Genomic DNA, 24,881 nt, shown 5'->3' with positions numbered 1-24,881 from the left:
TCACGGCATGGGCATCATCGCATCCGTTCTCGTCGCGCTGGCCGGGCTGCTGCACGTGTACATCTTCGTGCTGGAGAGCGTGCGCTGGCGCGCGCCCGCCACCTGGCGCATCTTCGGTCTCACCTCACAGGAGGACGCCGACACCACCGCGCCGCTGGCCTATAACCAGGGCTTCTACAACCTCTTCCTCGCGATCGGCGCCGTGCTGGGCGCGGTGCTCCTCTTCGTGTCCCCGTTCGGCACCACCGTGCACACGGTCGGCTTCACCCTGGCGCTGTTCTCGGCCGCCTCGATGCTGCTCGCCGCCCTCGTCCTCCTCAGCACCGGCATCAGCCGCCTCCGCTCCGCCGCCATCCAGGGCACCCTCCCCCTCCTCGGCGTCGCGTTCCTCCTCCTCTCCCTCCTCTGACCCCGCGTCCCACGCTTACGCGCGGGTGGGGCGGGATGAGCGCGCCCCCGTTCGCCACGCGACCCACGAATCGCGCCCCCCGCGGAGTCAATGGGTAGCTCGCGTGGCGAAGCACACAGTGCGGGCGGGGTGCGCGGGTGCGGGATGCGCGACTCCCTCCCCTGGTCCCGCCCACTTCGCCACTCGAGACACGAACCGCACCCCATACGGGGTCGATGTACAGCTCACGTGGCGAAGCATGCCGTGCGGGTGGGGTGCGCGGGGCGCGGGTGCGGGGGGATCCGAGGGGCGCCGGTGGGCGGAGTGGCGGCGGGCGGAGCGGCCGCGGGAGTGCCGTGACGCAGGAATCGCCGCATCCGGGGGCCTGAGCGGGGCGGATGCGGCGATTCTTGCGGGAGCGGACCGGGGAGCGAACCGGGGGCGGTTCGCGGAGGGTCAGCCCTTCGAGGTGCGGCGTCTGAGCACGAGCACCACGGCGATTCCGGCGGCTAGCACGAGCACGGCGATGATGCCGAGGCCGAGGCCGGTGAAACCGGTCGAGGCGAGCGAGGGCGTGTTGCTACCCGCACCGGGCGTGGCTGTGCTGCCGGGGTCGGTCGGCGTCGCCGAACCCGTGGGCGACGGCGTGGGGCTGTCGGTCGGGGTCGGCGAGTCGGTCGGCGTCGGCGTGGGAGTCGGCGCCGCCTGCGTCGTGGTGACGCTCACGAGCGTGGAGAGGCCCGAGTCGCCGTAGGCGACGGCGCCGAGGAACCGCGCCGGCCCGTCGAGCTCGGCCCACGACGCCTCGTAGCTGGTGGCCTGACCCGAGACCGCGCTGAGCGCATCCGGAGCCACGGTCAGCGCGCTCGTCGCACCCACGCCGAGCGCATACTCCACGAGGTCGAAGGTGGCCTCCGACTCGCCGGAGCCCGCCGCGTAGATGTCGACCGTCACGACGTAGGTGCCGGGAGTCGGATCGAGGAGGTCCACCCGCTCGTCGGCGGAACCGGTGGCCGACAGGTACTCCTCCACCGTGTCGCCCGCCTCGTCGACGAGGTCGACATAGAGGTCGAGGTCGGCGGTGTCGTCGAGCGAGTCGAGGTCGAAGCGGGCGAAGCTCGTGCCCTCGGCGATCGTGGTGGTCGACACGAACTGCTCCCCGGTCGGCAGGGTTCCTGAGTGGCCGTCGGAGGCGCTGTCGTCCTCCACCAGCTCACCCTCGGCCAGATCGGTCACCGTGAGCGGCACCTCGCCGTCGACACCGGGCGTGACCGGAACCGCGACGCTGCCCGTGTTGCCCGTGCCCGACACCTCGTACGGAGCGGCGATGGCGACGGGGCGCACGGCCACGGGGCTGCGCACCTCGTCGCCGCCGTCGCTGGTCCAGGTGAGGTAGCCGGAGGCGAACTCGTCGAGCGGCGCATCCGTCACCGCGAAGGTCACCGTGTAGCTCGCGGTCTCCCCGGCACCGCCGAACGACAGGGTCGACGGGGTGACCGTGGCGTCGACGCCGTCGATCGCGATGTCGGCGGTGTAGCTGCCTGCGGCGGTCGAGGTGACCGTGCGGGTGATCGTCTGCACGCCGGCGAGAGAGCCGATGGCGATCGACGCCTGGTTGAGGTCGGACGGGTCGATGGGGTCGATGCCGGTCGGCTCGGCGAACACGTAGCCCTCGCCCTGCAGGAAGGCGATCCAGTCGGAGACCCCGCTGTCGTACACCAGGCCCGGCTCGAGCATCCGGTTGGGGTCGACATGGCCGGCGCCCTGCGCGAACACGTCCTGCGAGGCGCTGCCGTCTTGCAGCACCGAGTCGTAGGCCGTGGTCATCATCGACGACCGGATGGTCGACACGGATGCGGTGGGGTACTTCGTGAGGTACAGCGCCGCGAGGCCGGCCACGTGCGGCGCCGACATCGAGGTGCCCGACTCGAACTGGTAGGTGGGATCGGCCCCCTCGTCGTTCGGGCCGTCGGCGAGGATGGAGACGCCGGGGGCCGTGATGTCGGGCTTCAGCACGTCGGCGCCGTCGGCCTCGGCCGGACCGCGCGACGAGAAGCCGGCGACCTGGGGCGTCGGCCGCTCCACGCCCGAGGTATTGCCCTGCACGAGCGTGACCGTGGCGCCGTCGGTGGCGGCGTACTCCTCGATCGCGTCGAAGGCGTCGGAGTCGATCTGGATCGACGGCACGGAGTGGTCGTCGGCGTGGATCGCATTGGGGAACGGGTTGAGCAGCAGCATGCCCACACCGCCGGCGCGCGCCACCTCGGCCGACTTGTCGACCCGGGCCGTGACGCCCGCCTCGCACACGACGACCTTGCCGGTCGTCTTCGAGGGCGAGAGGCTGCCCTCGGCGCAGACGGTGGCGTCGTCGGCATCGGCGTCGTCGCTCGCCACATCGGCGGAAAGCACCAGGGGCGCGGTCACGTCGTCGTGCACGGTGATCGACGAACCCGCGAAGCTCTGCCCGTCGCCGAGCTCGGCCGTGGCCATGTAGGTCGGGATGGACGACGCGGCCACCGTGGCGTACCAGGGCGAGGCGTGGTCGAGCGTCGAGACGCCGGGGCCCGAGTTGCCCGCCGAGGCGGCGACGAACACACCGGCCGCCGCCGCGCCGAAGAACGCCTGGTCTTCGAGCGCGAAGGTGGAGGTGGCCGAGCCGCCGCCGATCGAGAAGTTGATGACGTCGACGCCGTCGGCGACCGCCTGGTCGATGGCGGCGAGGATCGACTCCGTGTAGCAGCCGTCGTCGGTCTCGACGCCGTTGCCGTTCCAGCACACCTTGTACTGGGCCACCTTGGCCGCGGGCGCGACGCCCGAGATGTCGCCGAAGTCGTAGTCGCCGATGGTCGCGTCGACGTCGGCATTGCCCGCGGCGGTCGAGGTGGTGTGCGAGCCGTGCCCGTCGCCGTCGCGCGGCGAGAGGTACTCGGGATGCTCGGCCGAGCCGACGAGGTCGTAGAGCGCGGTGGGCAGGAACCAGCTCGCGCCGACCAGCTTGGTGTTGCACTCGTCGCCGGTCCACTGCTGGTCGGCGTCGAGGCCGGCCTGGCAGACGCCCGAGTAGGTCTGGCCGTCGGACTTCTCGAACACGATCCTGCCGTCGGAGAGGTAGGGGTCGGCCCCGGCGGCGGTTCCGAGCGGGTCGCCCGCGAAGGACGGGTTCTCGGGGGCGATGCCGGTGTCGAGGTCGCCCACGACGATGCCGGCACCCGCCGCCTCGACGCCGCCGAGGTCGGCCCAGAGGCCGTCGGCACCGGAGAGGCCGAGGAAGTCGGTCGACGAGACCTGCCCGGTGTCGGGGAAGGGGGTGAGGTCGGCGGCAGCCGCCGGCTCCTCGGCGGCCGGCTCCTCGGTCGTGGCCGCCACACGGTCGAGGTGCAGCACCTCCGACTTCGTCACCGCCGCCACGTCTTTGCGCGCCGCGAGCTCGGCGGCCTGCGCCGCCGTGAGGTTCGCCGAGAACCCGTTGAGGGTGAGCGTGTAGCTGTAGCCGACGGAGGCGCCGACCGACGCGGCCACCGCATCCTGGCTGCTCTCGAGCCGCGCCGAGTACGACTCGACGGCCGGGGCGGAGGCGTCGAGCTGCCGGCCGCTCTCGGGGGCCGTGGAGGCGTGGGCGGAGTCACCGGTGAAGGTGGCGGCAGGCGCATCGACCAGGGTGACGATGTAGGTGCCGTCGGAGTAGGCGACCGGTGTCGAGGGGCCCGCGGGTGGCTTGGTCACCGAACCGCCGGGCGCAGCTGAGGCGGGCAGGAACGCGAAGGTTCCTGCGGCGACGACACCCGCCGCCACGGCGAGCGCGGCGGCGGCTCTGCCTCTGCGACCGTGTGACGCTCCGAAGGGCTGGATGGACGACGGTCTCGCAGGGGTACGGCGCACGTAGGGCTGCTTTCTCGCGGTGAACCAGACCCAGGTAGGAATCCGGTGAGAGTGTCCTCCGATTATGCGGAGAATCCGACCGTTCCGACAGTCTTCCGAAATTCGTTCCTAGCTGTTAACATCCACCCCTGTTCGGGGGGTCATCCGCTCGATCGCCCGCTGCTCGCGCCGGTCGCGTGCCCGCTCGCGAGCGCCCTCGACGAGGTTGTAGAGCACCGGCAGCACGATGAGCGTGAGCAGCGTCGACGACACCAGCCCGCCGATCACGATGATGGCTAGCGGCTGCGAGATGAACCCGCCGTGCCCGGTGAGCCCCACCGCCATCGGCAGCAGCGCGAAGATGGTGGCGAGCGCCGTCATGAGAATAGGCCTGAGCCTGCGCGAGGCCCCCTCCACGAGCGCCTCCCCCACCTTCAGCCCGCGCTCGCGGTACTGGTTCACGAGGTCGACGAGCACGATCGCGTTCGTCACCACGATGCCGATGAGCATGAGCACGCCGATGATCGACGGCACCCCGAGCGGGATGCCCGAGATCACCTGCAGCGCGATCGCCCCGGTGGCCGCGAACGGGATGGAGACCAGCAGCAGGACGGGCTGCAGCAGGCTCTTGAAGGTGGCGACCATCACCACGTAGACGATGAGGATGGCGACGAGCAAGGCGATGCCGAGCTGCGAGAACGCGTCGGACTGGTCGGTGACGACACCGCCGATCTCGGCCTGCGCGCCCGCCGGCAGTGAGACGTCGGCGAGCGCCGCCTGCACCTCGGCGCTGGCCGTGGTGAGGTCGTCGCTGTTCGGGGTGACCGACACCGTCGCCGTGCGCACGCCCTGCACGGTGGTGATGGCGGCGGGGCCGTCGACCACGCTCACGGTGGCGAGCGAGTCGAGCCGCACGGGCCCGGTGGCGGTCGGGATGCTCAGGGCCGCGAGTTCCTCCTGGGTCGTCGGCGGGTCTTCCGCCGCCAGGTAGATGGTGTAGTTCGTGTCGTCGATGACGATGCTTCCGATCGAGGTGGGCTGCATCGCCTGCGACACGATTCCGCCCACGACCACCTCACTGAGCCCCGCCTCGGCGGCGGCGGCACGGTCGACCGCGACCTGCACGTAGGGGCGCGACTCGCTGAGGTTGCTGCTCACCTGCGACACAGCGTCGAGGCCCTGCATCGCGGTGACCACCGCATCCGCCGCCGTCGCGAGGTCGGTCTGGTTCGGGGCGGTGACGTCGATGGCGATGTCGGAGGAGGCTCCGAAGCCCGACGACGCCGAGATCGAGATCTCACCCGCGTCGGGGAGCGCCTCGAGCTGGGTGCGCACCTCGTCTTGCAGGGCCTCCTGGTCGACGTCGGGGTCGGTGGTGATGTTGTAGGTGATGGCGCTGTCGCCGCCGCCCACGAATGCGTCGCGCAGGCTCGATCCGCTCGATCCGATGGTGAGCTGCACGGTGTCGACGCCGTCGATGCCGGTGAGCACGCCCTCGGCGTCGGCGGCGATGGCCGACTGCGCGTCGAGGCTCGAGCCCACGGGCACGGTCTGCGTGACGGTGAGGGTGTTCTGCCCGCTCGAACCGAGGAAGTTCGTCTTCATCAGCCCGAGGAGGGGCACCGTGCCGAGCAGCACGACGATCGCGATGGAGATGGTGACGACGGAGTGGCGGAGGGTCCAGCGGATGATCGGCAGGTAGCCGCGCTGCAGCACGGTGGGCGGCTCCTCCTCGAGATCGGCGCGGTGCGCGTGCGGACGGGCCCGCCGCGACGGGAGCGGAGCGGAGCCCGCCGGCGTCAGCGCAGCAGCCTCCGCCTCCGCCTCGGCCGGAGCACCGGCCACGGCGGGGAGCGCGTGCGCGTGGGGCGTGACCAGCGCACCGTCGGCGCCCCGTGCATCCGGAGCACCCTCAGCCGAAGAGCTGTCGGTCGTCGGCTTCTTCGGCTTGGCCGGGCGCACGAACCAGTAGGCGAGCACCGGCACGATGGTGAGCGCCACGAGCAGCGAGGCGAGCAGGGCGATGGTGACGGTGAGCGCGAATGGACGAAACAGTTCGCCCGTCGTGTCGCCCACGAAGGCGAGGGGCAGGAAGACCGCCACCGTCGTGATGGTCGAGGCCGTGATGGCGCCGCCCACCTCGCGCACCGCGTCGACGATGAGCGACGCCCGGGCCGCCGCCGCCTCTTTCGGCGACAGGGTGGTGCCGGTGAGGGCGCCGAGGTGCCGCTTGATGTTCTCGATCACGACGATCGAGTCGTCGACCACGCGCCCGATGGCGATGGTGAGAGCGCCGAGCGTGATGATGTTGAGCGTGTACCCGGCGGTCTGCAGACCGATGAAGGTGATGAGCACCGAGGTCGGGATGCTGATGGCCGTCACGATCGTCGACCGGATCGAGAGCAGGAAGACGAACACCACGATCACGGCGAACAGCAGGCCGAGCAGGCCCTCCGTCGCGAGCGACTCGATGGACTGCTGGATGAACGGGGCCTGGTCGAACACGACGGTGAAGGTGGCGCCCGGCAGGGCGTCTTCGAGGTCGGGCAGCAGCGCCTGCACGCCCTCCGAGACCTCGACCGTGTTCGCGGCCGGGAGCTTGGTGATCGACAGGGTGAGCGCATCCTGCCCGTTCACCCGGGAGATGGAGGTGACCGGGTCGTCGGTGAGGGCCACGGTGGCGACCTCGCCGACGGTGACGGGAGTGCCGTCGGCCTTGACCGCCGGCAGGGGCAGGGCGGCGAGGTCGTCGACCGAGGCGAGGCGCTGACCGGCCTGCACCGCGTAGCTCTGCCCGTTCTCGACGAGGGTGCCGGCCGGGATGAGCAGGCCGCTGTTCTCGACCACGTCGGTGATGTCGGAGGCCGTGACGCCGGCGAAGGCCAGGTCGGCGGGCCGGGGCGTGATGGTGACCCGCTGGCCGATCTGGCCGAGCACCTCGGCGGCGCGCACGCCGTCGACGTCTTCGATCTCGGGCACCGCGATGGTCTCGAGCTGCTGCGCGAGCGCCTTGGTGTCGACGTCGGGGTTGGAGACGGCGATCGAGATGATGGGCAGGTCGTTGAGGCTGCCGCTCAGCACCTGCGGGTCGAGGTCGTCGGGCAGGGTCGACGAGATGCGGTTGATCGCCTGCGTCATCTTCTGCTCGGCCGTGGCGAGGTTGGTGCCGTAGGTGAAGGTGGCGCTGATGATGGAGAGGTTCGTGCTGCTGGTGGCGCTCGTGGTCTCGATGCCCTCGACGCCCTGGATGGCGGCCTCGATGGGCGTGGAGACGTCTTCGTTCACCACCTCGGGGCTCGCACCGGGGTAGGTGGTGAGCACCGCGAGCTGGGGGAACTCGATCGAGGGGATGAGCTCCTGCTTGAGGTTCGTGAGCGCCAGCCCGCCGAACACCGCCACCACGATCGTGACGAGGGCGATCAACGCCCGGTTCTTCATGCTCACTACGGCGAGAAAATGCACGCGATCGTCTCCTGGGCCGGGCGGTGGCTGTGTGGGTGCATCATATCCGGCTCACATGATCGTCTGCCCGGGCTCCGGGGCGGCGTCGGCCGGGAGGACTATGGTGGGCGCAGAACGAGAGGGAGGTGGCCGGATGTTCCGGAAGAAGCCGAGCAGAGCATCTGGCGACACGGCCTCGACCGCGGTCGAGAAGCCGGGGTCTGACGTGCAGGTGGCCGGAGCCCCCAGCCTTCCGGCCGTGCGCATCAACGCCTTCCGCATCGGCCTCGTGGGCGGGCTCGGCGTGCTGCTGTCGCTGCTCATCGGCGGTCTGGTGTCGCAGCTGAGCACGGTGCTCATCTACATCGGCGTGGCGCTCTTCCTCGCGCTCGGGCTCGACCCGCTGGTGTCGTGGCTCGAACGCCGCATGGCCCGGGCGCTGGCCATCGTGATCGTGTTCGCCGCTGTCATCCTCGTGTTCGCGGGGCTGCTGTTCGCGGTCATCCCGCTCATCGTCGACCAGGCCACGAACTTCATCAACCAGTTCCCGCAGATCGTCGACGATTTCACCAAGAGCGACTTCGTGACCGGACTGCAGAGCCAGATCGGCAACTTCGTCGACATCGACAAGGCGGTGCAGGATGCGACCGCCTACTTCCAAGACCCGAACAACCTGCTGGCGCTCGGCGGCGGGCTGCTCGCGGTCGGCACCGGAATCGCGAGCGGGGCGACGGGTGCGGTCATCGTGCTCATCCTCACCCTCTACTTCCTCGCGTCGCTGCGCAGCATGAAGAAGATCACCTACCGTTTCGTGCCCGCCAACAAGCGCGCCTCCTTCGCTTCGCTCACCGACGATGTGACCGGGGCCGTCGGCCGCTACGTGGTGGGGCAGATCTCGCTCGCGGCCATCAACGGCATCCTGAGCCTCATCTTCCTCAGCATCATCGGGGCGCCGCTGCCGGCGCTGTTCGCGTTCATCGCGTTCCTGGCGTCACTCATCCCGCTCGTCGGCACGCTGAGCGGCGCGATCATCATCACGGTGGTGTGCCTGTTCGCGTCGCCGCTCACGGCGCTGGTGGCGGGCATCTACTACATCGTGTACATGCAGGTGGAGGCATACTTCCTGAGCCCGCGCATCATGAACCGGGCCGTGGCGGTGCCGGGCGCGATCGTGGTGATCGCGGCGGTGGCCGGCGGCACGCTCGGGTCGGTGCTCGGGGCGCTCGTCGCGATCCCGATCGCGGCGTCGGCGATCATCATCGTGCAGAAGGTCGTCTTCCCGAAGCAGGACGCGAAGGTCTGACGCGCCGTCGCGTCGTCACAGCCTGACGCCGGGGATCTGGGACGGCGTGCGGATACGCCCCCGTAGTGCGTTTGGCAAGGCCCACGCCCGCCTGCGCCGGCGGGCGTAGCGTCGCGCAGATGACCGAACACGACGACGACCTGTCCACCATCGCCAAGCTCATCTCCGCCTCGAAGATCGCGCTCGTCACCACCCGGAGCGCCGGCGGGGCGCTGCACAGCCGGCCGCTCGGGGTGCAGGAGGCGGAGTTCGACGGCGAGCTCTGGTTCTTCACCCAGCATCCGAGCCCCAAGACCGACGACATCGCCTCCGATCCGCACGTGAACGCGGCGTTCGAGTCGGGCAAGGGATACCTGTCGATCGCGGGCACCGCGACGGTGGTACAGGATGCCGAGAAGATCGACGAGCTGTGGTCGACCAGCGCGGAAGCCTGGTTCCCCGAGGGCCGCGACGACCCGAGCGTGGCCCTGCTGCGGGTGACGGCGGATTCGGCCGAGTACTGGTCGACCGACGAGCCCGGGGTGGTGACGCTGTTCAAGGTCGCGAAGGCCGCGGTCACGGGCGGCCAGCCCGACGTGGGCGAGAACCGCGTCGTCGACCTCTGACGACCGTGCGCGGCCCGGCTCAGGCGGAGGTGCGCCAGACGATCGAGGTGTCGAGGAAGCTGCCGCCGAGCCCTACGTCTTCGCCCCGGAGCTGGGCCAGCACGAGCTCGGCGGCCCGGCGGCCGAGCTCGCCGGCCGGCTGGTGCACGGTGGAGAGCGGGGGCTGGGTGCGCAGCGCCCAGGCGCTGTCGTCGAAGCCGACGACGCCCACGTCGCCCGGCACCGAGCGCCCCGCCTCGCGCAGCACGTCGAGTGCGCCCGCGGCGATGGCGTCGGACGACGCGAACACCCCGTCGATCTCGGGGTCGGTGTCGAGCAGCAGCCGCATGCCGTCGAGGCCGCACCCGTGTGAGTACAGCGGCACCTCGACGACGAGCTCTTTTCGGAACGACGGCCCGAGCGCCTCGGTGAAGCCGGCCAGCCGGTCCTGACCCGAGTCTCGGTCGAGTCCGGCCGCGATCATGCCGATGCGCCGCCGCCCCGTGGCCACGAGCCGCCGGGTGATGGCGAGCGCGGCGGAGTAGTTGTCGATGCCCGCGTAGGGCACGCCCTCGACGTCGATCGGATGACCGACGTAGGCGGCGGGGATGCCCGCGGCCGCGACGGCCCGCCCGATGGGGTCGTGCGCCCGCGCCGAGATGATGACGACGCCGTCGACGAAGCCGCCCGTGATGTAGCCGGCCACCCGGTCGCTGTCGCGGTCGGAGTCGACGACGAGCGACACCAGCTGGTAGTCGGCCTCGGAGAGCGCCGAGTTGATGCCGAGAAGGATGCTGCCGATGTTCGGGTCTTCGAGAAAGAGCGAGTGCGGCTCGTGCACGATCAGCCCCACCGCCTGCGACCGGCGGGTCACGAGCCCCCGCGCCGCCTCGTTGCGCACGTAGCCCACCTCGAGGATGGCCGCCTCGACGGCGGCCCTCGCCGAGTCGGAGACGTAGGCCTCGGCGTTGAGCACCCGCGACACGGTGCCGCGTGACACGCCGGCCCGGGCGGCGACGTCGTTGATCGTCGCCCGTGAATTCGACGGGCGTGCAGCAGGCATGTCCCCACCCTAGCGACCGGATGCGCGTGGCCGCGCGAGCCCGCGGACGGCGGTCGCCGACCAGCCCGAGTTGACACCCCGACGCCGCCGTGCATAATCTGGGAGCGTTCACAGAATCTCGGCGTGGAGTTGTCATCGCCGACTCTGGGAGCGTTCACAGAAGAGGACTCCCGCCCGTGCCCCGCACCCCCGTCTCCCGGCTGCTCGACGCAGACGCGCCCCGCATCACCTTCGGCGCCGACTACAACCCCGAGCAGTGGACCCCCGAGACCTGGGCCGACGACGTGCGCCTCATGCGCGAAGCCCGCGTGAACCTCGTCGCGATCAACATCTTCGGCTGGGCCCAGCTCGAGCCGCTCCCCGGGCAGTACGACTTCAGCCGCCTAGACGCCGTCATCGAGCTCCTGCACGAGAACGGCATCGCCGTCGACCTCGGCACCGGCACCGCCTCCCCTCCCCCGTGGCTGACGGCCGAGCATCCCGAGGCCCTGCCCGTGACCGCCGACGGCACCCGCCGCGCGTTCGGCGGCCGTCAGGGCTTCTGTCCCAGCTCCCCCGTCTACCGCGAGCACGCCCTGGCCCTCGTGGAGCAGGTCGCCCGCCGCTACGGCACCCACCCCGCCGTGAAGCTCTGGCACGTGTCGAACGAGATCGGCTGCCACAACGCCCACTGCTACTGCGAGGTCTCCGCCGCCGCCTTCCGCCGCTGGCTCGAGAAACGCTACGGAACCCTCGACGCCCTCAACGAGGCCTGGGGCACCGCTTTCTGGAGCCAGCGCTACGCGGCGTGGGAGCACATCCAGACCCCCGCCCTCACCCTCGCCACCGGCAACCCGGCGCAGGCCATCGACTTCCGCCGCTTCTCCAGTGCCGAGCTGCTCGAGCACTACGTCGCCGAGCGCGACCTCATCCGCACCCACAGCAGCGTGCCGGTGACGACCAACTTCATGGTGACCGCCCACATCCAGGCCCTCGACTACTGGACCTGGGCCCCCGAGATGGACCTGGTGGCCAACGACCACTACCTCGACCACCGCCTGCCGCACCCCACCGCCGAGCTCGCCTTCGCCGCCGACGCCACCCGCGGCCTCGCCCAGGGCGAGCCCTACCTGCTCATGGAGCAGGCCTCGAGCGCCGTCAACTGGCAGCCCCGCAACATCGCCAAGGGTCCCGGCGAGATGCTGCGCAACACCCTCACCCACGTGGCGCGCGGTGCCGACGGCATCAGCTTCTTCCAGTGGCGCGCCTCGGTGCAGGGCAGCGAGCGCTTCCACTCGGCGATGCTGCCGCACGGCGGCACCGACACCCGGGTGTGGCGCGACGTGGTCGACCTGGGCGGGATGCTCGAACGCCTCGCCGAGGTCACCGGTACCCGCGTGGTGGCCGAGGTCGCGCTCGTCTTCGGCTGGGAGGCCTGGTGGATCACCGACCTCGACTCCCACCCGACGGCCGAGCTGCGGTACCTCGAGCAGGTGCACCGCGCCTACGAGGCGCTCCGCGCATCCGGTGTCACGGTCGACGTCGTCGCCCCCGGCGCGCCGCTCGACGACTACCGTCTCGTGGTGGTGCCCGCCCTGCACAGCGTCTCCGATACCGTCGCCGAGCGCCTCGAGCGCTTCGTGGCGGAGGGCGGCCACGCCGTGATCACCTTCTTCTCCGGCGTCACCGACGAGGTCGACCGGGTGCGCACGGGCGGCTACCCCGGCGCCTTCCGCGAGCTGCTCGGCGTGAGCACCGAGGAGTTCTTCCCGCTGCACGCCGGCGAGACCGTGCGCCTCGACGACGGCTCCACCGCGGACATCTGGACCGAGCGCCTGCACCCCCGCGGCGCCGAGGTGCTCGCGAGCTACCTCGACGGCCCCCTCCCCGGCACCCCCGCCGTCACGCGCAACGCCTTCGGCGACGGCACCGCCTGGTACCTGGCCACCAACCTCGACTCCGCCGCGCTCACGCGCACCCTCCGCGAGGCGACGGCGCGGGCAGGCGTGGCGCTGAACCCGGCCCTGTTCGACACCGAGCTCGAAGTGGTGCGCCGCAGCGGCCCGCAGGGCGACTACCTCTTCGTCATCAACCACGGGGCGACGGATGCTCGCCACGCGGCCCGCGGGTACGACCTGATCGAGCAGGCCGAGGTCGACGGCGTGCTCGAGATCGCGGCGGGCGGCGTGCGCGTCGTTCGCCTGGAGCCCGAAGCCGCCCACACATCCGCATCCGCACCCCGACCCGACGAGACGAACGAGACGAAGGTGACCTCGTGACCACGACAGAACTGACCGCAGTGCCCGCAGGCCCCGCACCCGCAGGCCCCGCGTCGGCACCCGCCCGCGTGCGCCGCGCCGTGGTGAAGCACAAGCGCGCCATCCTGTTCTTCCTGCTGCCGTTCGGCGTGCTCTTCGCCTTATTCTACCTGCTGCCCATCGGCTACGCGATCTACCAGTCGCTGCTCGTGGTGGAGCGCGACGGCACCTTCGGGCCGCCGGTGGAGGTGTTCGGCGGGCTCACCCAGTACGTGCAGGTGTTCCAGAACGAGACCTTCTGGGCCTCGGTCGGCCGCGTGCTGCTGTTCGGCGTGGTGCAGGTGCCCGTGATGCTCGGCGTCGCACTGGTGCTCGCGCTGCTGCTCGACTCGCCGCTGGTGAAGGGCAAGAAGTTCTTCCGCCTCGCCTTCTTCGTGCCCTACGCCGTGCCCGGCGTGATCGCGGCCATCATGTGGGGCTACCTCTACTCGCCCAATCTGTCGCCGTTCACGGCGCTCACCTCGAACGTCGACTTCCTCTCGCCGCAGTTCGTGCTGTGGTCGATCGCGAACGTCGTGACCTGGGTCTACGTGGGCTACAACATGCTCATCATCTACTCCTCGCTGCTGTCGATCCCCGCCGAGATCTACGAGGCCGCGAAGCTCGACGGCGCCAGCCAGCTGCAGATCGCCCTGCGCATCAAGATCCCCCTCGTGGTGCCGGCGATCGTGCTCACGGCGATCTTCTCGATCATCGGCACGCTGCAGCTGATCGCCGAGCCGCAGGTGTTCCGCAGCTTCACCGCCTCGGTGTCGAGCTCGTTCACCCCGAACATGGCGGTCTACGCCACCTCGGCGGTGCCCAACGTCAACCTCGCCGCGGCGATGTCGGTGGTGCTCGCCCTGGCCACCTTCGTCATGTCGTTCGCGTTCCTCAAGTTCACCCAGCGGAAGGCCAACGCATGAGCGCCGTCACCAGCACGCCGGCCGCCGAGGCCACCGCCGCATCCGGCGCTGCCGCACCCGCATCCACCCCCTCCTCCCCGCGCCGCGGCCGCGCACCCCGCGAGCGCGTCATGTCGCGCACCGCCGCGATGATCGTGATGCTCGTCTCGACGGTCTACTTCCTCCTGCCCGTGTGGTGGCTGTTCACCTCGGCCACGAAGAGCCGCGAGGACTTCGGCAGCAGCAACGGCCTCGTCTTCGCCGACTTCGACCTCGTCACGAACCTCGGCAACCTCTTCACCTACAACGACGGCATCTACCTGCGCTGGATGCTCAACAGCGTGCTCTACGCCGGCGCCGGAGCACTGGTGGGCACCCTCATCTCGGCGATGTGCGGGTATGCGCTGGCCAAGTACGTCTTCCCCGGCCGCGAGGTGGTGTTCAACGTGGTGCTCGGCGGCGTTCTCGTGCCGGCCACCGCGCTCGCCCTGCCGCTGTTCCTCATCTTCAGCCAGGTGGGGGCCACCAACACCTTCTGGTCGGTGTTCCTGCCGAGCCTCGTGAACCCGTTCGGCGTCTACCTCGCCCGCATCTACGCCACGGCGAGCGTGCCCGACGAACTTCTCGAGGCCGCCCGCCTCGACGGCGCGAGCGAGGTGCGCACCTTCTTCACGGTGGCGCGCAAGCTCATGACTCCGGCGCTCGTGACCATCTTCCTGTTCCAGTTCGTGGCCATCTGGAACAACTTCTTCCTGCCGCTCATCATGCTGCGCGACGAGTCGCTCTTCCCTGTCACGCTCGGTCTCTACACCTGGAACTCGCAGGTGAACCAGATCCCCGAGATCCGCACCTACGTGATCGTCGGCGCGTTCGTGTCGATCATCCCGCTCATCATCGCCTTCCTCAGCCTGCAGCGTTTCTGGCAGTCGGGCCTCGGCAACGGAAGCCTCAAGTAGCCCGCCGGCCCCGCATCCGGCCCCTCGACCGCACCACCCGCATCACACCCACCACCCCTCACCGAAGAGAACGGAACACCATGAACACCAGACGCAGCCTGAGCATCCTGGCCCTGGGGATGGCCTCGGCCATCGCCCTCACCGGATGCGCGTCCTCCGGCAGCGGAAGCGACGCCGCCGCCGACTGCACCCCCGCCGACGGCCCGGTGGAGCTCACCTTCACCTCGTGGATCCCCGGCATCGACGGTGTCGTCGACCTCTGGAACGCCGAGAACCCCGACATCCAGGTGACCGTGCAGACCGGCCCGAACGGCAACGGCGGCACCTACAAGAACTTCTTCAACCAGATCACCGCGGGCAACGCGCCCGACCTCGGCCAGATCGAGTACGACGCGCTGCCGAACTTCCGCGTGCAGGACGGCCTCGAAAACATCGCGGGCTGCGCCAACGTGCTCGAGAGCCAGGACCAGTTCATCGACTGGACCTGGAACCAGGTGACCTTCGGCGAAGAGGACGCGGTCTACGGCATCCCCCAGGACACCGGCCCCATGGCCATGTTCTACCGCAAGGACCTGTTCGAGCAGGCCGGCATCGCCGTGCCCACCACCTGGGAGGAGTACCAGGCGGCGGCCGTGCAGATCCGTGCGCTCGGCGGTTACATCACGAACTTCCCGCAGAACGACGTGAACTGGTTCGCGGGCCTGGTGTGGCAGAACGACGGCCAGTGGTTCGACAGCTCCACCGGCGCGTGGGACGTCACCCTCACCTCCGACGCCTCACTGCAGGTGGCCGACTACTGGCAGGGCCTCATCGCCGACGACCTCGTGTCGAAGGTGCCGGCCTGGACCGACGAGTGGAACAACGCCTACAACACCGGCAGCGACTGGACCTGGATCTCGGCCGTCTGGGGCGCGAACTCCATCTCGTCGGGCGCCCCCGACACCGCGGGTGACTGGGCCGTGGCGCCGATGCCGCAGTGGACCGAGGGTGGCACCGCCGCGGGCAACTGGGGCGGCTCCTCCACCGCCGTGCTGAAGGGCTCGGAGCACCCCTACGAGGCCGCGCAGTTCGCCCTCTGGCTGAACACCTCCGACGAGGCGCTCACCGCCCTCGCCGAGGCCGCCAACCTCTACCCGGCCACCACCGCGGGCCTCTCGCTGCCGGTGTTCGCCGACGGGGTCGAGTTCTACGGCGACCAGCCCATCTACGACGTGTTCGCCGCCGCCTCCGGTGAGGTGAACGCCGACTTCACCTGGGGTCCGACCATGACGCAGACCTACGCCGACGTGGCCGACGGCTTCGGCCAGGTGCTGGGCGGCACCGGCACCCTGGGCGACGCGCTCACCACCGGGCAGGAGAAGACGATCGCGGCGCTGAAGGCGCAGAGCATCCCCGTCGTCGAGTAGCTTCTCTCGCCCGAAGAGCCGTTTCGGCGCCCTCACCTCGTGTGATGGGCGTCGGAGCGGCTCTTCGTCTTAGGGGGTGCGGGATGCGCGGGGCGCGGCTCAGAGGGGGAAGACGAGCAGCGACGACGTCGCCGTCGCGATCGTCTTGCCCTGCGCATCCGTCACCACGCCCTCGGCGAAGGCGACCCGGCGGCCCGGCTTCACGACCGTGCCGACGCAGGTGATCTCGCCCGAGTCGTGGTGCAGCGGGCGCAGGTAGCTCACCTTCAGCTCGATGGAGGTGTAGCCGACGCCCGCGGGCAGGGTGGACTGCACCGCGCATCCGACCGCCGAGTCGAGCAGGGTGCACACGAGCCCGCCGTGCACGATGCCGATGGTGTTGTAGTGCGACTCGTCGGGGGTGCACACGAAGGTGGCCGTGCCGTCGCCGACGGCCGTGAGCCGCATGCCCATGAGGGCGCCCATCGGCGGGCGCGGGATGCTGCCGTCGACGAGCCCTTCGAGGTAGTCGCGGCCCGGCATGGTGGCGGCCTGGCGGGCGTTCAGGTGCGGGTCGTTCCACTCCACCAGCCGCGAGCGGTCGGGATGCGCGGGCGGGTTCGCGGCGAGGTCGTCAGCTTCGAGGGCCATCCGCTCAGGCTACGCCCGTCCCTGCCATGATGGAGGCACACCGGAGACTCCGTGAACGGGAAGCGAGAACCGCGTGGAACTGGATTTCGAGGGCGTTGCACAGCGAGTGTCGACGGGGCTGCTCCCGGGCTGGGATGCGGTCGAGGAGCACGTCGCCGCGGCTCATTCCCGCAATCGGTCGGCCGGGTCGGGAGAGGTCGCCGACTACATCCCGATCCTCGCCGAGGCCGACCCCGAGCTGTTCGGGGTGTGCGTCGCCGAGGTCGACGGAGCCGTGCACTCCGCCGGCGACGCCGACGTCGAGTTCTCCATCCAGTCGATCTCGAAGGCGTTCGTCTACGCGCTGGTCTGCGAGGAGTTCGGCCACGAGGTCGTGCGCGACCGGGTCGGCGTGAACAACACCGGGCTCGCCTTCAACTCCGTCGTCGCCCTCGAGCTGAACGAAGGGCATCCGATGAACCCGATGGTGAACGCGGGCGCCATCGCCACGACCGCGCTGATGCCCGGGCGCACCGCCGACGACCGGTGGGCCGCCGTCATCACCGGCCTGTCCCGCTTCGCCGGCCGCCCGCTCGAGCTCGACGACGTCGTCTACCGCTCCGAGACCGCCACCAACCACCGCAACCGTGCCATCGCCGGCCTGCTCGAGAGCTACGGCCGCATCGACGTCGATCCGCTCGAGATCGTCGACGTCTACACGCGGCAGTGCGCCCTGCTCGTCACGGCTCGGGACCTCGCCGTGATGGGCGCCACCCTCGCCGACGGCGGCGTCAACCCGGTCACCGGCGAGCAGGTCGTCTCTGCGGAGGTGTGCCGCGACACCCTGGCCGTGATGGCCTCGACCGGCCTGTACGAGCGATCCGGCGAGTGGCTGTTCGAGATCGGGCTGCCGGGCAAGAGCGGGGTCGCGGGTGGCATCGTCACCATCGCGCCGGGCAAGGCGGGAATCGGTGTCTTCTCCCCCCGCCTCGATTCGGCCGGCAACAGCGTGCGCGGGCAGCGCGCGACCGCCTACCTGTCCCGAGCGCTGGGCCTGAACGTCTTCGCGTCGGGCCCGCACCCACGTCGGAGTACGTCCGAGGAGGCACGATGAGCACCACAGATACCGGCGCGACCGCGTCGAACGCCGAGGTCCGCACCTCCTGGGTCCCGCTGGTCGGGCTGTTCCTGGCCCAGATCCTGATGTCGTTCAACGTCTCGTCCCTCCCGGTCTCGCTCGGCGGGATGGTGAGCGACTTCGGCGTGCCGCCGACGGCGGTCAGCACCGCGATCGTCACCTACGGCCTCGTCGTCGCCGCCCTGGTGATGGTGGGCGCCAAGCTCGGCCAGCGTGTGGGCTGGATCATCATGTTCCGCATCGTGGTGGCCCTGTTCGCGGTCTCCGCGCTGATGATGATCCTCTCCCCCACCGTCACCTGGGTGATCGTCGCGCAGGCCTTCGCCGGGGCATCCGCCGCCATCATCGTCCCCTCCCTGGTGGCCCTCATCGCCGAGAACTACCGCGGTGCGCAGCAGGCCACGGCGATCGGATCGCTCGGATCGGCCCGCGCGCTCGCCGGCGTGAGCGCGTTCCTGATCGGCGGCACCCTGGCCACCTTCGTGGGCTGGCGGCCCGTCTTCGGCATCGTGCTGGCCCTCGCGGTCGCGGTGTTCGTGTTCAGCTTCCGGCTGCGCTCGGACAAGGGCGACAGCGCCGTGAAGATCGACCTCGTCGCCGCGGTGCTCATCGGCACCGGCATCGTGGCGCTCACCCTCGGGTTCAACAACCTCAACGCGTGGGGTGTGCTCGAAGCCACCTCCTCGGCGCCGTTCAGTGTCGTGGGGCTCTCTCCCGCCCCGATCCTGATCGTGCTCGGCGTCATTCTCGGCCAGGCCTTCTTCGTCTGGACCAGGCGTCGCACGAAGGCCGGCAAGGTACCGCTGGTCAGCCTCGCGGTGCTGGGCTCGGGGCGCGAGCGCGCCGCCGTGTACGCGATGTTCATCGTGGTCTCGCTCGAGGCGGCGCTCAACTTCACCGTTCCGCTGTACATCCAGATCGTGCAGGGCCGCACCCCGTTCGACACCTCGCTGGCGATGATGCCGTTCAACCTCACCGTGTTCGTCACGGCCACCTTGGTGGTGCGGCTCTACAAGCGGTTCCCGCCGCGCACCATCGGCATGGTCGGATTCGTCCTCACCACGGTCGCGCTGGCCTGGCTGTCGCTGGTCGTCACGAACAACTGGGAGACCCTGCCGACGATCCTCGGCCTGTTCGTGTTCGGGGTGGGCCAGGGCGCGCTCGTGACGCTGGTGTTCAACGTGCTCGTGACGGCGTCACCGAAGGAGCTGGCCGGCGACGTGGGATCGGTGCGCGGAACCACGCAAAACCTCGCCTCGGCAGTCGGCACCGCCGTCTCCGGTGCCCTGCTGGTGACGATCCTCGGGTTCAACGTGGGCCAGGCCGTGGTGAACGACATCGAATTGCCGCCGGCGCTGGTGTCGCAGGTCGATCTCGACAGCGTCAACTTCGTCAGCAACGACCACCTGCGCGAGGTGCTGAGCACCACCACCGACGCCACCGACGCGCAGATCGACGCGGCCGTGGCGGTCAACACGGAGGCCCGGCTGTCGGCCCTGAAACTGGGGCTGCTGATCATGGCCGCCGTGAGCGCGCTGGCCATCCTGCCCGCCAGTCGTCTGCCGAAGTACCGGCCCCACGAGATCCCCGATCCCGCGGATCAGACGACGTCGGCGTAGAGCTCGGAGTGCGGCACCGGGCCGGCCGAGACCGTGCGCCAGGCGGCGGCGAGCGCCTGCACGCCGCGCACCAGGTCGGGGTTCTCGTAGCCGATGGGCACGCGCAGGGAACGCTCGAACGCGCCGTCGATGCCGAAGCGCGGCCCCGCGGTGATGAGCAGGCCGTGGCTGCGGGCCGCGAGCGCGAGCTGCGAGCTCACCGGCGCACCGATGTTCGCCCACACCGCGAGCCCGCCGTCGACCGCCGGCACCTGCCACTCCGGGAACGCCTCCGCGAGCAAACCCCGCAGCTCGTCGCGCCCGGCCCGCAGCTGAGCCGACCGCAGCCGGAGCACAGGGTCGAAGTCGCGCAGCAGCTCCGCCACCACGAGCTGCTCGAGCACGGGCGTGCCGAGATCGCCGGCGAACCGGGCGGCCGCGAGCTTGCGGATGATCGCGGGCGTCGCCCGGATCCACCCCACCCGCAGGCCCGCCCACACCGTCTTGCCCACCGAACCGATGAGCACCGCGGAGTCGGCCGTGGCCGCGTCGCCGTAGGCGGCGAGCGGCAGGAACGAGCCCGCGCGGTCGATGTCGAGCTCGGCGGTGGTCTCGTCGGCCACCACGAGAGAGCCCTGCCGTGCGGCGTCGTGCAGCAGGCGCGCACGCAGCTCTTCGGGCATCGACTCGCCGGTGGGGTTGTGGAAGTCGGGCATGAGGTAGGCCAGCGCCGGGCTCGTGCGGGCGAAGGCCTGCGCGAGACCCGCGGCGTCCCAGCCGTGCAGGCCCTCGGGAGCCGCCCCGCTGCCGCGCGCCGAGACCGTGACGGGCACGAGACGGGCGCCCGCCATGCGCAGCGCCTCGTAGGCGTGCGGGTAGCTCGGCAGCTCGACGACGGCGCGGTCGCCGCGCGACATGAGCGTGCGCGCCAGCAAGAAGATCGCGTGCTGGGCGCCGATGGTGATCATCACCTGGTCGACGCTCGTCGGCAACCCTCGGGCGGTGTATCGCTCGGCGACGGCTTCGCGCAGGATGCGGGAGCCGAAGGGGTCGATGCCGGTACCGCCGAGCTCGACCGCGTAGCCCGCCATCGCCGCCTGGGTGGCGTCGAACAGACCCGGGTAGGCGGGCATGGTGGCCTTCGAGAAGTCGATGAAGTCGCCTGGCGCCTCCTGGCCGGTCACGGGGGCGCGCCCCGGGAGCCGCGCCACGCTCCCCGAGCCCCGGATGCTGCGCGTGTATCCCGCATCCCTCAGCTCACGATAGGCGGCGGAGACCATCGTGCGGCTCACCCCGAGCGCCTGCGCGAGGTCACGTTCGGCGGGCAACCGCGTGTCGGTGGGGATGCGCCCGTCGAGCACGAGCAGCCGGATGCGGTCGAACAGCGCGAGATAGGAGGGGCCGGATGCGCGCCCGCGCCAGTCTCCGAGAAGTGCCACAAAGGCTCTGGTTCCGATCTTCGCGTCGCTCATGACGCCACTCTAGCGATATTGGCCGCTTGAGAGAAAGCCAATCATGCTCTGAAATAGCCACATGTCTCGATCGCTCGCATTCCGCATCCCGCAGCTCGTGGTGGGCCTGGCGCTCTACGGACTCGCCGAGGCGCTCATCATCCGCGCGGCGATCGGTGTCGACCCGTGGACGGTGTTCGCGCAGGGGATGTCGCACGCGACCGGACTCGGCATCGGGGTGCTCACCAACGTGATCGGGCTCGGGGTGCTGGCGCTGTGGATCCCGCTGCGGCAGCGTCCGGGGCTCGGCACGGTGCTCAACGTGCTGCTGCTCGGGCCGTTCATCGAACTGGGGCTGTGGTTGCTGCCGGTGCCCGGAGCGGTGTGGCAGCAGGCGCTGCTGTTCGCGGGTGGGCTGCTGCTGCTCGCGGTGGCGAGCGGCGTCTACATCGGCGCGCGACTCGGGCCGGGGCCACGAGACGGGCTCATGACGGGCATTCACACGCGGCTCGGCTGGCCGATCTGGCTCGGGCGAGGGCTCGTGGAGGGCACCGTGCTCGCGGTGGGGTGGCTGCTCGGGGGGAACGTGGGGGTGGGCACGGTGCTGTTCGCGGTGCTCATCGGCCCGCTCTGCGGTGTGACGCTGCGGCTCTTCGGCGTGACCGCCCGCCGACGCCCCGCGCATCCGGAGCGTGGCGGAGCCGGGCGCTACTTCGCGGTGCCGGCTTTCGCGGCGGCCTTGGCGGCGCGCTTGGTCTCGCGCACGAGGGCGAGCGAGCCGGCGTCGACGATGTCGGCCACCGAGCGGTGGGACCCCTCCTCGCCGTAGGCACCCGCGGCCGCGCGCCAGCCCTCGGGCTGCACGCCGTACTGCTTGCCGAGCAGCGCCACGAAGATGCGGGCCTTCTGGTCGCCGAATCCGGGCAGAGCCTTGAGCCGCTTGAGCAGGGTCGCGCCGTCGGGGTCGCCCACCGTCCACAGCGCGGAGGCGCTCCCGCCCCAGTCGTCGACGAGGGCTGCGCACAGCGCCTGCACCCGGCCGGCCATCGACCCGGGGTACCGGTGCACCGCGGGCGTCTGCCGGAACACCTCGACCAGCGCCTCGGGGTCGTACCCCGCGAGGTTCGAGGCGTCGAACGGCCCATCGATGCGGGCGGCGATCTTCGCCGGGCCCTCGAACGCTGTCTCCATCGCCACCTGCTGATCGAGCAGCATGCCGATCAGCAGCGCGAGCGGGTCGGTCGAGAGCAGCTCGTCGGCGGCGGTGTCTCCGGTGATGTGAAGGCTCGGGGTCATGTGTCCATTGTGACGGCCGGATCGTCTTCGGCCCAGCGCGCGGAGCGGAGGAGGCTCCGGTCGACGATGCCGTGGGCACCGTCGGGGATGCAGTGGAACAGGCTGTAGAGCCGATCGAACTCCAGCGGCAGCAGGGTGTCGCGGATACGGCGCACCACGCGCCCCGGCATCGGGATGTAGTTCGGGTAGCTCCGCATCACGGCGACCGACGCGCGGTCGGCGCCGATCGTGACGGTGTCGCCCGTGAGCAGCACGCCCTTCCCCTCGGCCCCCGCCGCCCAGTGCGCGACGGCACTCCCGGGAAAGTGCCCGCCGCATCCGATCAGCCGCACCCCCGGCAGCACCTGCTGCTCATCGCTCCACAGCGCGATGGCCGGGTCGGGTCGGCGGATCCAGCGCGCATCCGCCTCGGCCACCCACACCGTCGCCCCGCCGAACGCCTGACTCCACTGGATCGACGAGCCCGTGAGGTGCGGGTGGCTCGACGCCACGGCCGCCACCCCGCCGAGCGCGGCGACGGAGGCGACACCCACCTCGTCGAGGAAGCCGGGCGGCTCCCAGAGCAGGTTGCCCGCCTCCGTCTGCAGCAGCAGGCCCCGCTGCCCGATGCCGACGGAGCGCACGGCCTCGACCGCGTGCAGACCCGGCTCGAGCTCGGTGACGACGATGCGGTGGCCCTCGGCGGCGAGCTCGTCGCGGGTGGTCCAGCGCTGGCCCGTGGCGGGCACGTACTGGCGTTCGTCGGTGCAGATCTCGCAGATGTCGGGCGGGGCGGGGGTGTCGGGATGCTCGATGGCGCAGGTGGCGCAGGTCCAGACGGTCATGGTTCCGTTCTAGCAGGATGCGGCGGGTACCCTGGGAGGTGATGACGATCACCGCTTCCGCCGACGGCTCCGCACTCGGCAACCCCGGCCCGGCCGGCTGGGCCTGGTACATCGACGACGACACCTGGGCCGCCGGCGGCTGGCCGCACGGCACGAACAACATGGGCGAGTTGCGCGCGGTGCTCGAGCTGTTCCGGGCGACGGCGCACGTCGACGATGACCTGCACATCCTCTGCGACAGCCAGTACGTCATCAACACGGTGACGAAGTGGATGCCCGGCTGGAAGCGCAAGGGCTGGCGCAAGGGCGACGGCAAGCCGGTGATGAACCTCGAGCTCATCCAGGAGATCGACGCCGCGATCGTCGGGCGCCGCTACCGCTTCGAGTGGGTGAAGGGTCACGTGGGCCACGAGCTCAACGAGGCCGCCGACGCCCGCGCCCGCGCCGCCGCCACCGCCTACCAGCGCGGCACCACCCCGGATGCGGGCCCCGGCTTCCCGGGCGCGCCTGCGGCGCCTCCGGCGACGCCCGCCACCCCGGCCCCGGCCGCCGCGGCGCCGGCCGCCACGGCGCCCGCTTCCCCGATCGCACCTCCCGCCGCATCGTCGAGCGCCCCCCTCGCGGCGAACCCCCCGGCCTCCACCCCCGACACCAGCGCCACCCTCTTCTGACGCACCCCGCGCATCCGCACAAGCCTGCGCATCCGTCACCCACCGTTCGCTGCCGCAAGATTCACGGCAGCCGGGCGGAATGCGAGGTTGGATGGCGCGATTCTTGCGGCTGCGAGCGGCAACATCCGCACACCGCACCCTGTGCGCATCCAAGCCCACATCCGCACACCCGGCCGCCACGCACCCCACCACCCCGCGCATCCGCCCCACCCCGCGCACCCCACCGCCCGGCCCCGTCGGCGTTCGCTGCCGCGGGCGCGGGGAGCGGGTGGCCTCCGGGGCGGAGGGCGGGATTCTTGCGGATGTGGACGAGTGGGGGTGGGCGGGAGGGCAGGTCAGGGGCGGTGGTAGTCGGCGTCGGTGACGTGTTCGAGCCAGGTCGTGGTGGTGGCGGGGTCGGAGGCGCTGTCGAGCATGGCGAGGTGCTCCATGTAGTCGCCGGGGGTGGCGCCGTGCCAGTGTTCCTCGCCGGGTGGGGTGTAGACGGTCTGGCCGGCGGTCACCTCCACGATGCGGCCGTCGCGGGTGCCGACGAGGCCGACGCCCTCGGTGATGTGGAGAGTCTGCCCGAGGGCGTGCGAGTGCCACGCCGTGCGCGCACCCGGCAGGAAGCGCACCTTCGCCACCACCATGGTCTGCCCTGACTCGCGGGGAGCGGCGATGGCGTCGAGGTACACGTCTCCCGTGAACTGCTCGGGCGGGTTCTTCACGGTCGGCTTCTTCGGGTCGACGATCACGCGAGCACCTCCTTCGCGACGGCGATGGCGGTCATGGCCTTGGGCCAGCCCGCGTAGAAGGCGAGGTGGGTGATCGCCTCGATGAGCTCGGTCTTCGTGACGCCGTTCTCGACGGCGCGACCGAGGTGGAAACGCAGCTGTGCGGCGTCGCCGCCCGCCACCAGGGCGGCGACGGTGATGAGGCTACGGTCGCGCGCGGCGAGGCCCGGGCGGTTCCAGACGTCGGCGAAGAGCACGTCGTCGGTGAGTTCGGCGAGCTTCGGGGCGACGTCTCCGATGGAGGCGCGGCCGCCGCCGACCTGGAGGGGTTGTGGTGTGTCCATGCGCCGAGGCTACGTCGCACGGCCGGGCGGCGGGAGGCACTGCGAGTACACCCC

General features: G+C 70.8%; 19 protein-coding genes and 1 pseudogene. 11 read left to right on the top strand and 9 right to left on the bottom strand.

Annotated features, from left to right (window positions below):
- Window positions 1–7: 7 nt before the first annotated feature.
- Entirely contained in the window at window positions 8–409 is a 402-nt protein-coding gene (locus N1031_RS10460) for a DUF1304 domain-containing protein (RefSeq protein ID WP_259479573.1), read from the top strand.
- Window positions 410–844: 435 nt separating this feature from the next.
- On the opposite strand, the gene N1031_RS10455 is transcribed toward N1031_RS10460, so the two are convergent.
- On the bottom strand, window positions 845–4,267 hold the full coding sequence (locus N1031_RS10455) for a S8 family serine peptidase (RefSeq protein ID WP_259479572.1): 3,423 nt from the start codon (window positions 4,265–4,267) through the stop codon (window positions 845–847).
- A 108-nt stretch (window positions 4,268–4,375) separates the two neighbouring features.
- On the bottom strand, window positions 4,376–7,708 hold the full coding sequence (locus N1031_RS10450) for an efflux RND transporter permease subunit (protein WP_259479571.1): 3,333 nt from the start codon (window positions 7,706–7,708) through the stop codon (window positions 4,376–4,378).
- Window positions 7,709–7,841: 133 nt separating this feature from the next.
- On the opposite strand from N1031_RS10450, the gene N1031_RS10445 reads away from it, so the two are divergent.
- Both N1031_RS10445 and N1031_RS10440 read left to right on the top strand, forming a co-directional pair.
- Window positions 7,842–8,990, top strand: coding sequence for an AI-2E family transporter (locus tag N1031_RS10445; protein ID WP_259479570.1), 1,149 nt, complete (start codon window positions 7,842–7,844; stop codon window positions 8,988–8,990).
- Between the two features lie 119 nt (window positions 8,991–9,109).
- Window positions 9,110–9,595, top strand: a complete 486-nt coding sequence (locus tag N1031_RS10440; protein WP_259479569.1) for a pyridoxamine 5'-phosphate oxidase family protein — start codon at window positions 9,110–9,112, stop codon at window positions 9,593–9,595.
- Between the two features lie 19 nt (window positions 9,596–9,614).
- Here the strand turns inward: N1031_RS10440 and N1031_RS10435 are convergent, their stop codons facing one another.
- Window positions 9,615–10,637 carry a LacI family DNA-binding transcriptional regulator gene (locus tag N1031_RS10435; protein ID WP_259479568.1) on the bottom strand — a complete coding sequence of 341 codons (1,023 nt, stop codon included), beginning with the start codon at window positions 10,635–10,637 and terminating at the stop codon, window positions 9,615–9,617.
- A 176-nt stretch (window positions 10,638–10,813) separates the two neighbouring features.
- Here N1031_RS10435 and N1031_RS10430 point away from each other — a divergent pair, with 176 nt between their 5' ends.
- The 4 genes from N1031_RS10430 (at window position 10,814) to N1031_RS10415 (ending at window position 16,180) form a co-directional block, all read left to right on the top strand.
- Window positions 10,814–12,895, top strand: coding sequence for a beta-galactosidase (locus tag N1031_RS10430; protein WP_259479567.1), 2,082 nt, complete (start codon window positions 10,814–10,816; stop codon window positions 12,893–12,895).
- A 68-nt stretch (window positions 12,896–12,963) separates the two neighbouring features.
- The gene (locus N1031_RS10425; RefSeq protein ID WP_259479618.1) at window positions 12,964–13,839 is read left to right on the top strand and encodes a carbohydrate ABC transporter permease; all 876 of its coding nucleotides are present in this window, start codon (window positions 12,964–12,966) and stop codon (window positions 13,837–13,839) included.
- Entirely contained in the window at window positions 13,836–14,774 is a 939-nt protein-coding gene (locus N1031_RS10420) for a carbohydrate ABC transporter permease (protein WP_259479566.1), read from the top strand. Before N1031_RS10425 ends, N1031_RS10420 begins: the two co-directional genes overlap by 4 nt.
- A gap of 80 nt (window positions 14,775–14,854) precedes the next feature.
- Window positions 14,855–16,180, top strand: coding sequence for an ABC transporter substrate-binding protein (locus N1031_RS10415; protein WP_259479565.1), 1,326 nt, complete (start codon window positions 14,855–14,857; stop codon window positions 16,178–16,180).
- A gap of 99 nt (window positions 16,181–16,279) precedes the next feature.
- On the opposite strand, the gene N1031_RS10410 is transcribed toward N1031_RS10415, so the two are convergent.
- Window positions 16,280–16,810 (bottom strand): PaaI family thioesterase, encoded by a 531-nt coding sequence (locus N1031_RS10410; RefSeq protein ID WP_259479564.1) that lies wholly within the window; start codon window positions 16,808–16,810, stop codon window positions 16,280–16,282.
- A gap of 73 nt (window positions 16,811–16,883) precedes the next feature.
- On the opposite strand from N1031_RS10410, the gene glsA reads away from it, so the two are divergent.
- Both glsA and N1031_RS10400 read left to right on the top strand, forming a co-directional pair.
- Window positions 16,884–17,903: a glutaminase A gene (glsA, locus tag N1031_RS10405; protein WP_375163630.1), complete on the top strand. Its 1,020-nt coding sequence runs from the start codon at window positions 16,884–16,886 to the stop codon at window positions 17,901–17,903.
- Window positions 17,900–19,546 carry an MFS transporter gene (locus tag N1031_RS10400; RefSeq protein ID WP_259479563.1) on the top strand — a complete coding sequence of 549 codons (1,647 nt, stop codon included), beginning with the start codon at window positions 17,900–17,902 and terminating at the stop codon, window positions 19,544–19,546. Before glsA ends, N1031_RS10400 begins: the two co-directional genes overlap by 4 nt.
- Here N1031_RS10400 and yczR read toward each other — a convergent pair.
- A complete protein-coding gene (gene yczR / locus N1031_RS10395) occupies window positions 19,528–20,997 on the bottom strand; it encodes a MocR-like transcription factor YczR (protein ID WP_259479562.1) in 1,470 nt (489 codons plus the stop codon). The genes N1031_RS10400 and yczR overlap by 19 nt on opposite strands.
- Window positions 20,998–21,058: 61 nt before the next feature.
- On the opposite strand from yczR, the pseudogene yczE reads away from it, so the two are divergent.
- Window positions 21,059–21,655 (top strand): annotated as a pseudogene (gene yczE, locus N1031_RS20520) (membrane protein YczE); the annotation flags it as partial.
- 29 nt (window positions 21,656–21,684) lie between these two features.
- Here the strand turns inward: yczE and N1031_RS10385 are convergent.
- Window positions 21,685–22,272, bottom strand: a complete 588-nt coding sequence (locus tag N1031_RS10385; protein ID WP_259479561.1) for an HhH-GPD-type base excision DNA repair protein — start codon at window positions 22,270–22,272, stop codon at window positions 21,685–21,687.
- The gene (locus N1031_RS10380) at window positions 22,269–23,096 is read right to left on the bottom strand and encodes an MBL fold metallo-hydrolase (protein ID WP_259479560.1); all 828 of its coding nucleotides are present in this window, start codon (window positions 23,094–23,096) and stop codon (window positions 22,269–22,271) included. The genes N1031_RS10385 and N1031_RS10380 overlap by 4 nt, the downstream gene beginning before the upstream one ends.
- Window positions 23,097–23,137: 41 nt before the next feature.
- Between N1031_RS10380 and N1031_RS10375 the strand changes: the two genes are divergently transcribed.
- Window positions 23,138–23,767, top strand: a complete 630-nt coding sequence (locus tag N1031_RS10375) for a ribonuclease H family protein (protein WP_259479559.1) — start codon at window positions 23,138–23,140, stop codon at window positions 23,765–23,767.
- Window positions 23,768–24,102: 335 nt separating this feature from the next.
- Here the strand turns inward: N1031_RS10375 and N1031_RS10370 are convergent, their stop codons facing one another.
- Both N1031_RS10370 and N1031_RS10365 read right to left on the bottom strand, forming a co-directional pair.
- Window positions 24,103–24,504: a (R)-mandelonitrile lyase gene (locus tag N1031_RS10370; protein ID WP_259479558.1), complete on the bottom strand. Its 402-nt coding sequence runs from the start codon at window positions 24,502–24,504 to the stop codon at window positions 24,103–24,105.
- Window positions 24,501–24,827, bottom strand: a complete 327-nt coding sequence (locus N1031_RS10365) for a carboxymuconolactone decarboxylase family protein (RefSeq protein WP_259479557.1) — start codon at window positions 24,825–24,827, stop codon at window positions 24,501–24,503. The genes N1031_RS10370 and N1031_RS10365 overlap by 4 nt, the downstream gene beginning before the upstream one ends.
- Window positions 24,828–24,881 lie beyond the last annotated feature (54 nt).

It is taken from the genome of Herbiconiux moechotypicola, assembly GCF_024979255.1.
In the GTDB taxonomy this organism is placed as follows: domain Bacteria; phylum Actinomycetota; class Actinomycetes; order Actinomycetales; family Microbacteriaceae; genus Herbiconiux; species Herbiconiux moechotypicola.
Note: the sequence above shows the minus strand (reverse complement) of the source record. Positions and strands in the feature narration are given on the sequence as shown.

Coding starts and splice junctions, on each gene's coding strand:
- N1031_RS10460 (WP_259479573.1), top strand. CDS start 8: ATGGGCATCATCGCATCCGTTCTCGTCGCGCTGGCCGGGCTGCTGCAC.
- N1031_RS10445 (WP_259479570.1), top strand. CDS start 7,842: ATGTTCCGGAAGAAGCCGAGCAGAGCATCTGGCGACACGGCCTCGACC.
- N1031_RS10440 (WP_259479569.1), top strand. CDS start 9,110: ATGACCGAACACGACGACGACCTGTCCACCATCGCCAAGCTCATCTCC.
- N1031_RS10435 (WP_259479568.1), bottom strand. CDS start 10,637: ATGCCTGCTGCACGCCCGTCGAATTCACGGGCGACGATCAACGACGTC.
- N1031_RS10420 (WP_259479566.1), top strand. CDS start 13,836: ATGAGCGCCGTCACCAGCACGCCGGCCGCCGAGGCCACCGCCGCATCC.
- N1031_RS10415 (WP_259479565.1), top strand. CDS start 14,855: ATGAACACCAGACGCAGCCTGAGCATCCTGGCCCTGGGGATGGCCTCG.
- N1031_RS10410 (WP_259479564.1), bottom strand. CDS start 16,810: ATGGCCCTCGAAGCTGACGACCTCGCCGCGAACCCGCCCGCGCATCCC.
- N1031_RS10400 (WP_259479563.1), top strand. CDS start 17,900: ATGAGCACCACAGATACCGGCGCGACCGCGTCGAACGCCGAGGTCCGC.
- yczR (WP_259479562.1), bottom strand. CDS start 20,997: ATGAGCGACGCGAAGATCGGAACCAGAGCCTTTGTGGCACTTCTCGGA.
- N1031_RS10385 (WP_259479561.1), bottom strand. CDS start 22,272: ATGACCCCGAGCCTTCACATCACCGGAGACACCGCCGCCGACGAGCTG.
- N1031_RS10380 (WP_259479560.1), bottom strand. CDS start 23,096: ATGACCGTCTGGACCTGCGCCACCTGCGCCATCGAGCATCCCGACACC.
- N1031_RS10375 (WP_259479559.1), top strand. CDS start 23,138: ATGACGATCACCGCTTCCGCCGACGGCTCCGCACTCGGCAACCCCGGC.
- N1031_RS10365 (WP_259479557.1), bottom strand. CDS start 24,827: ATGGACACACCACAACCCCTCCAGGTCGGCGGCGGCCGCGCCTCCATC.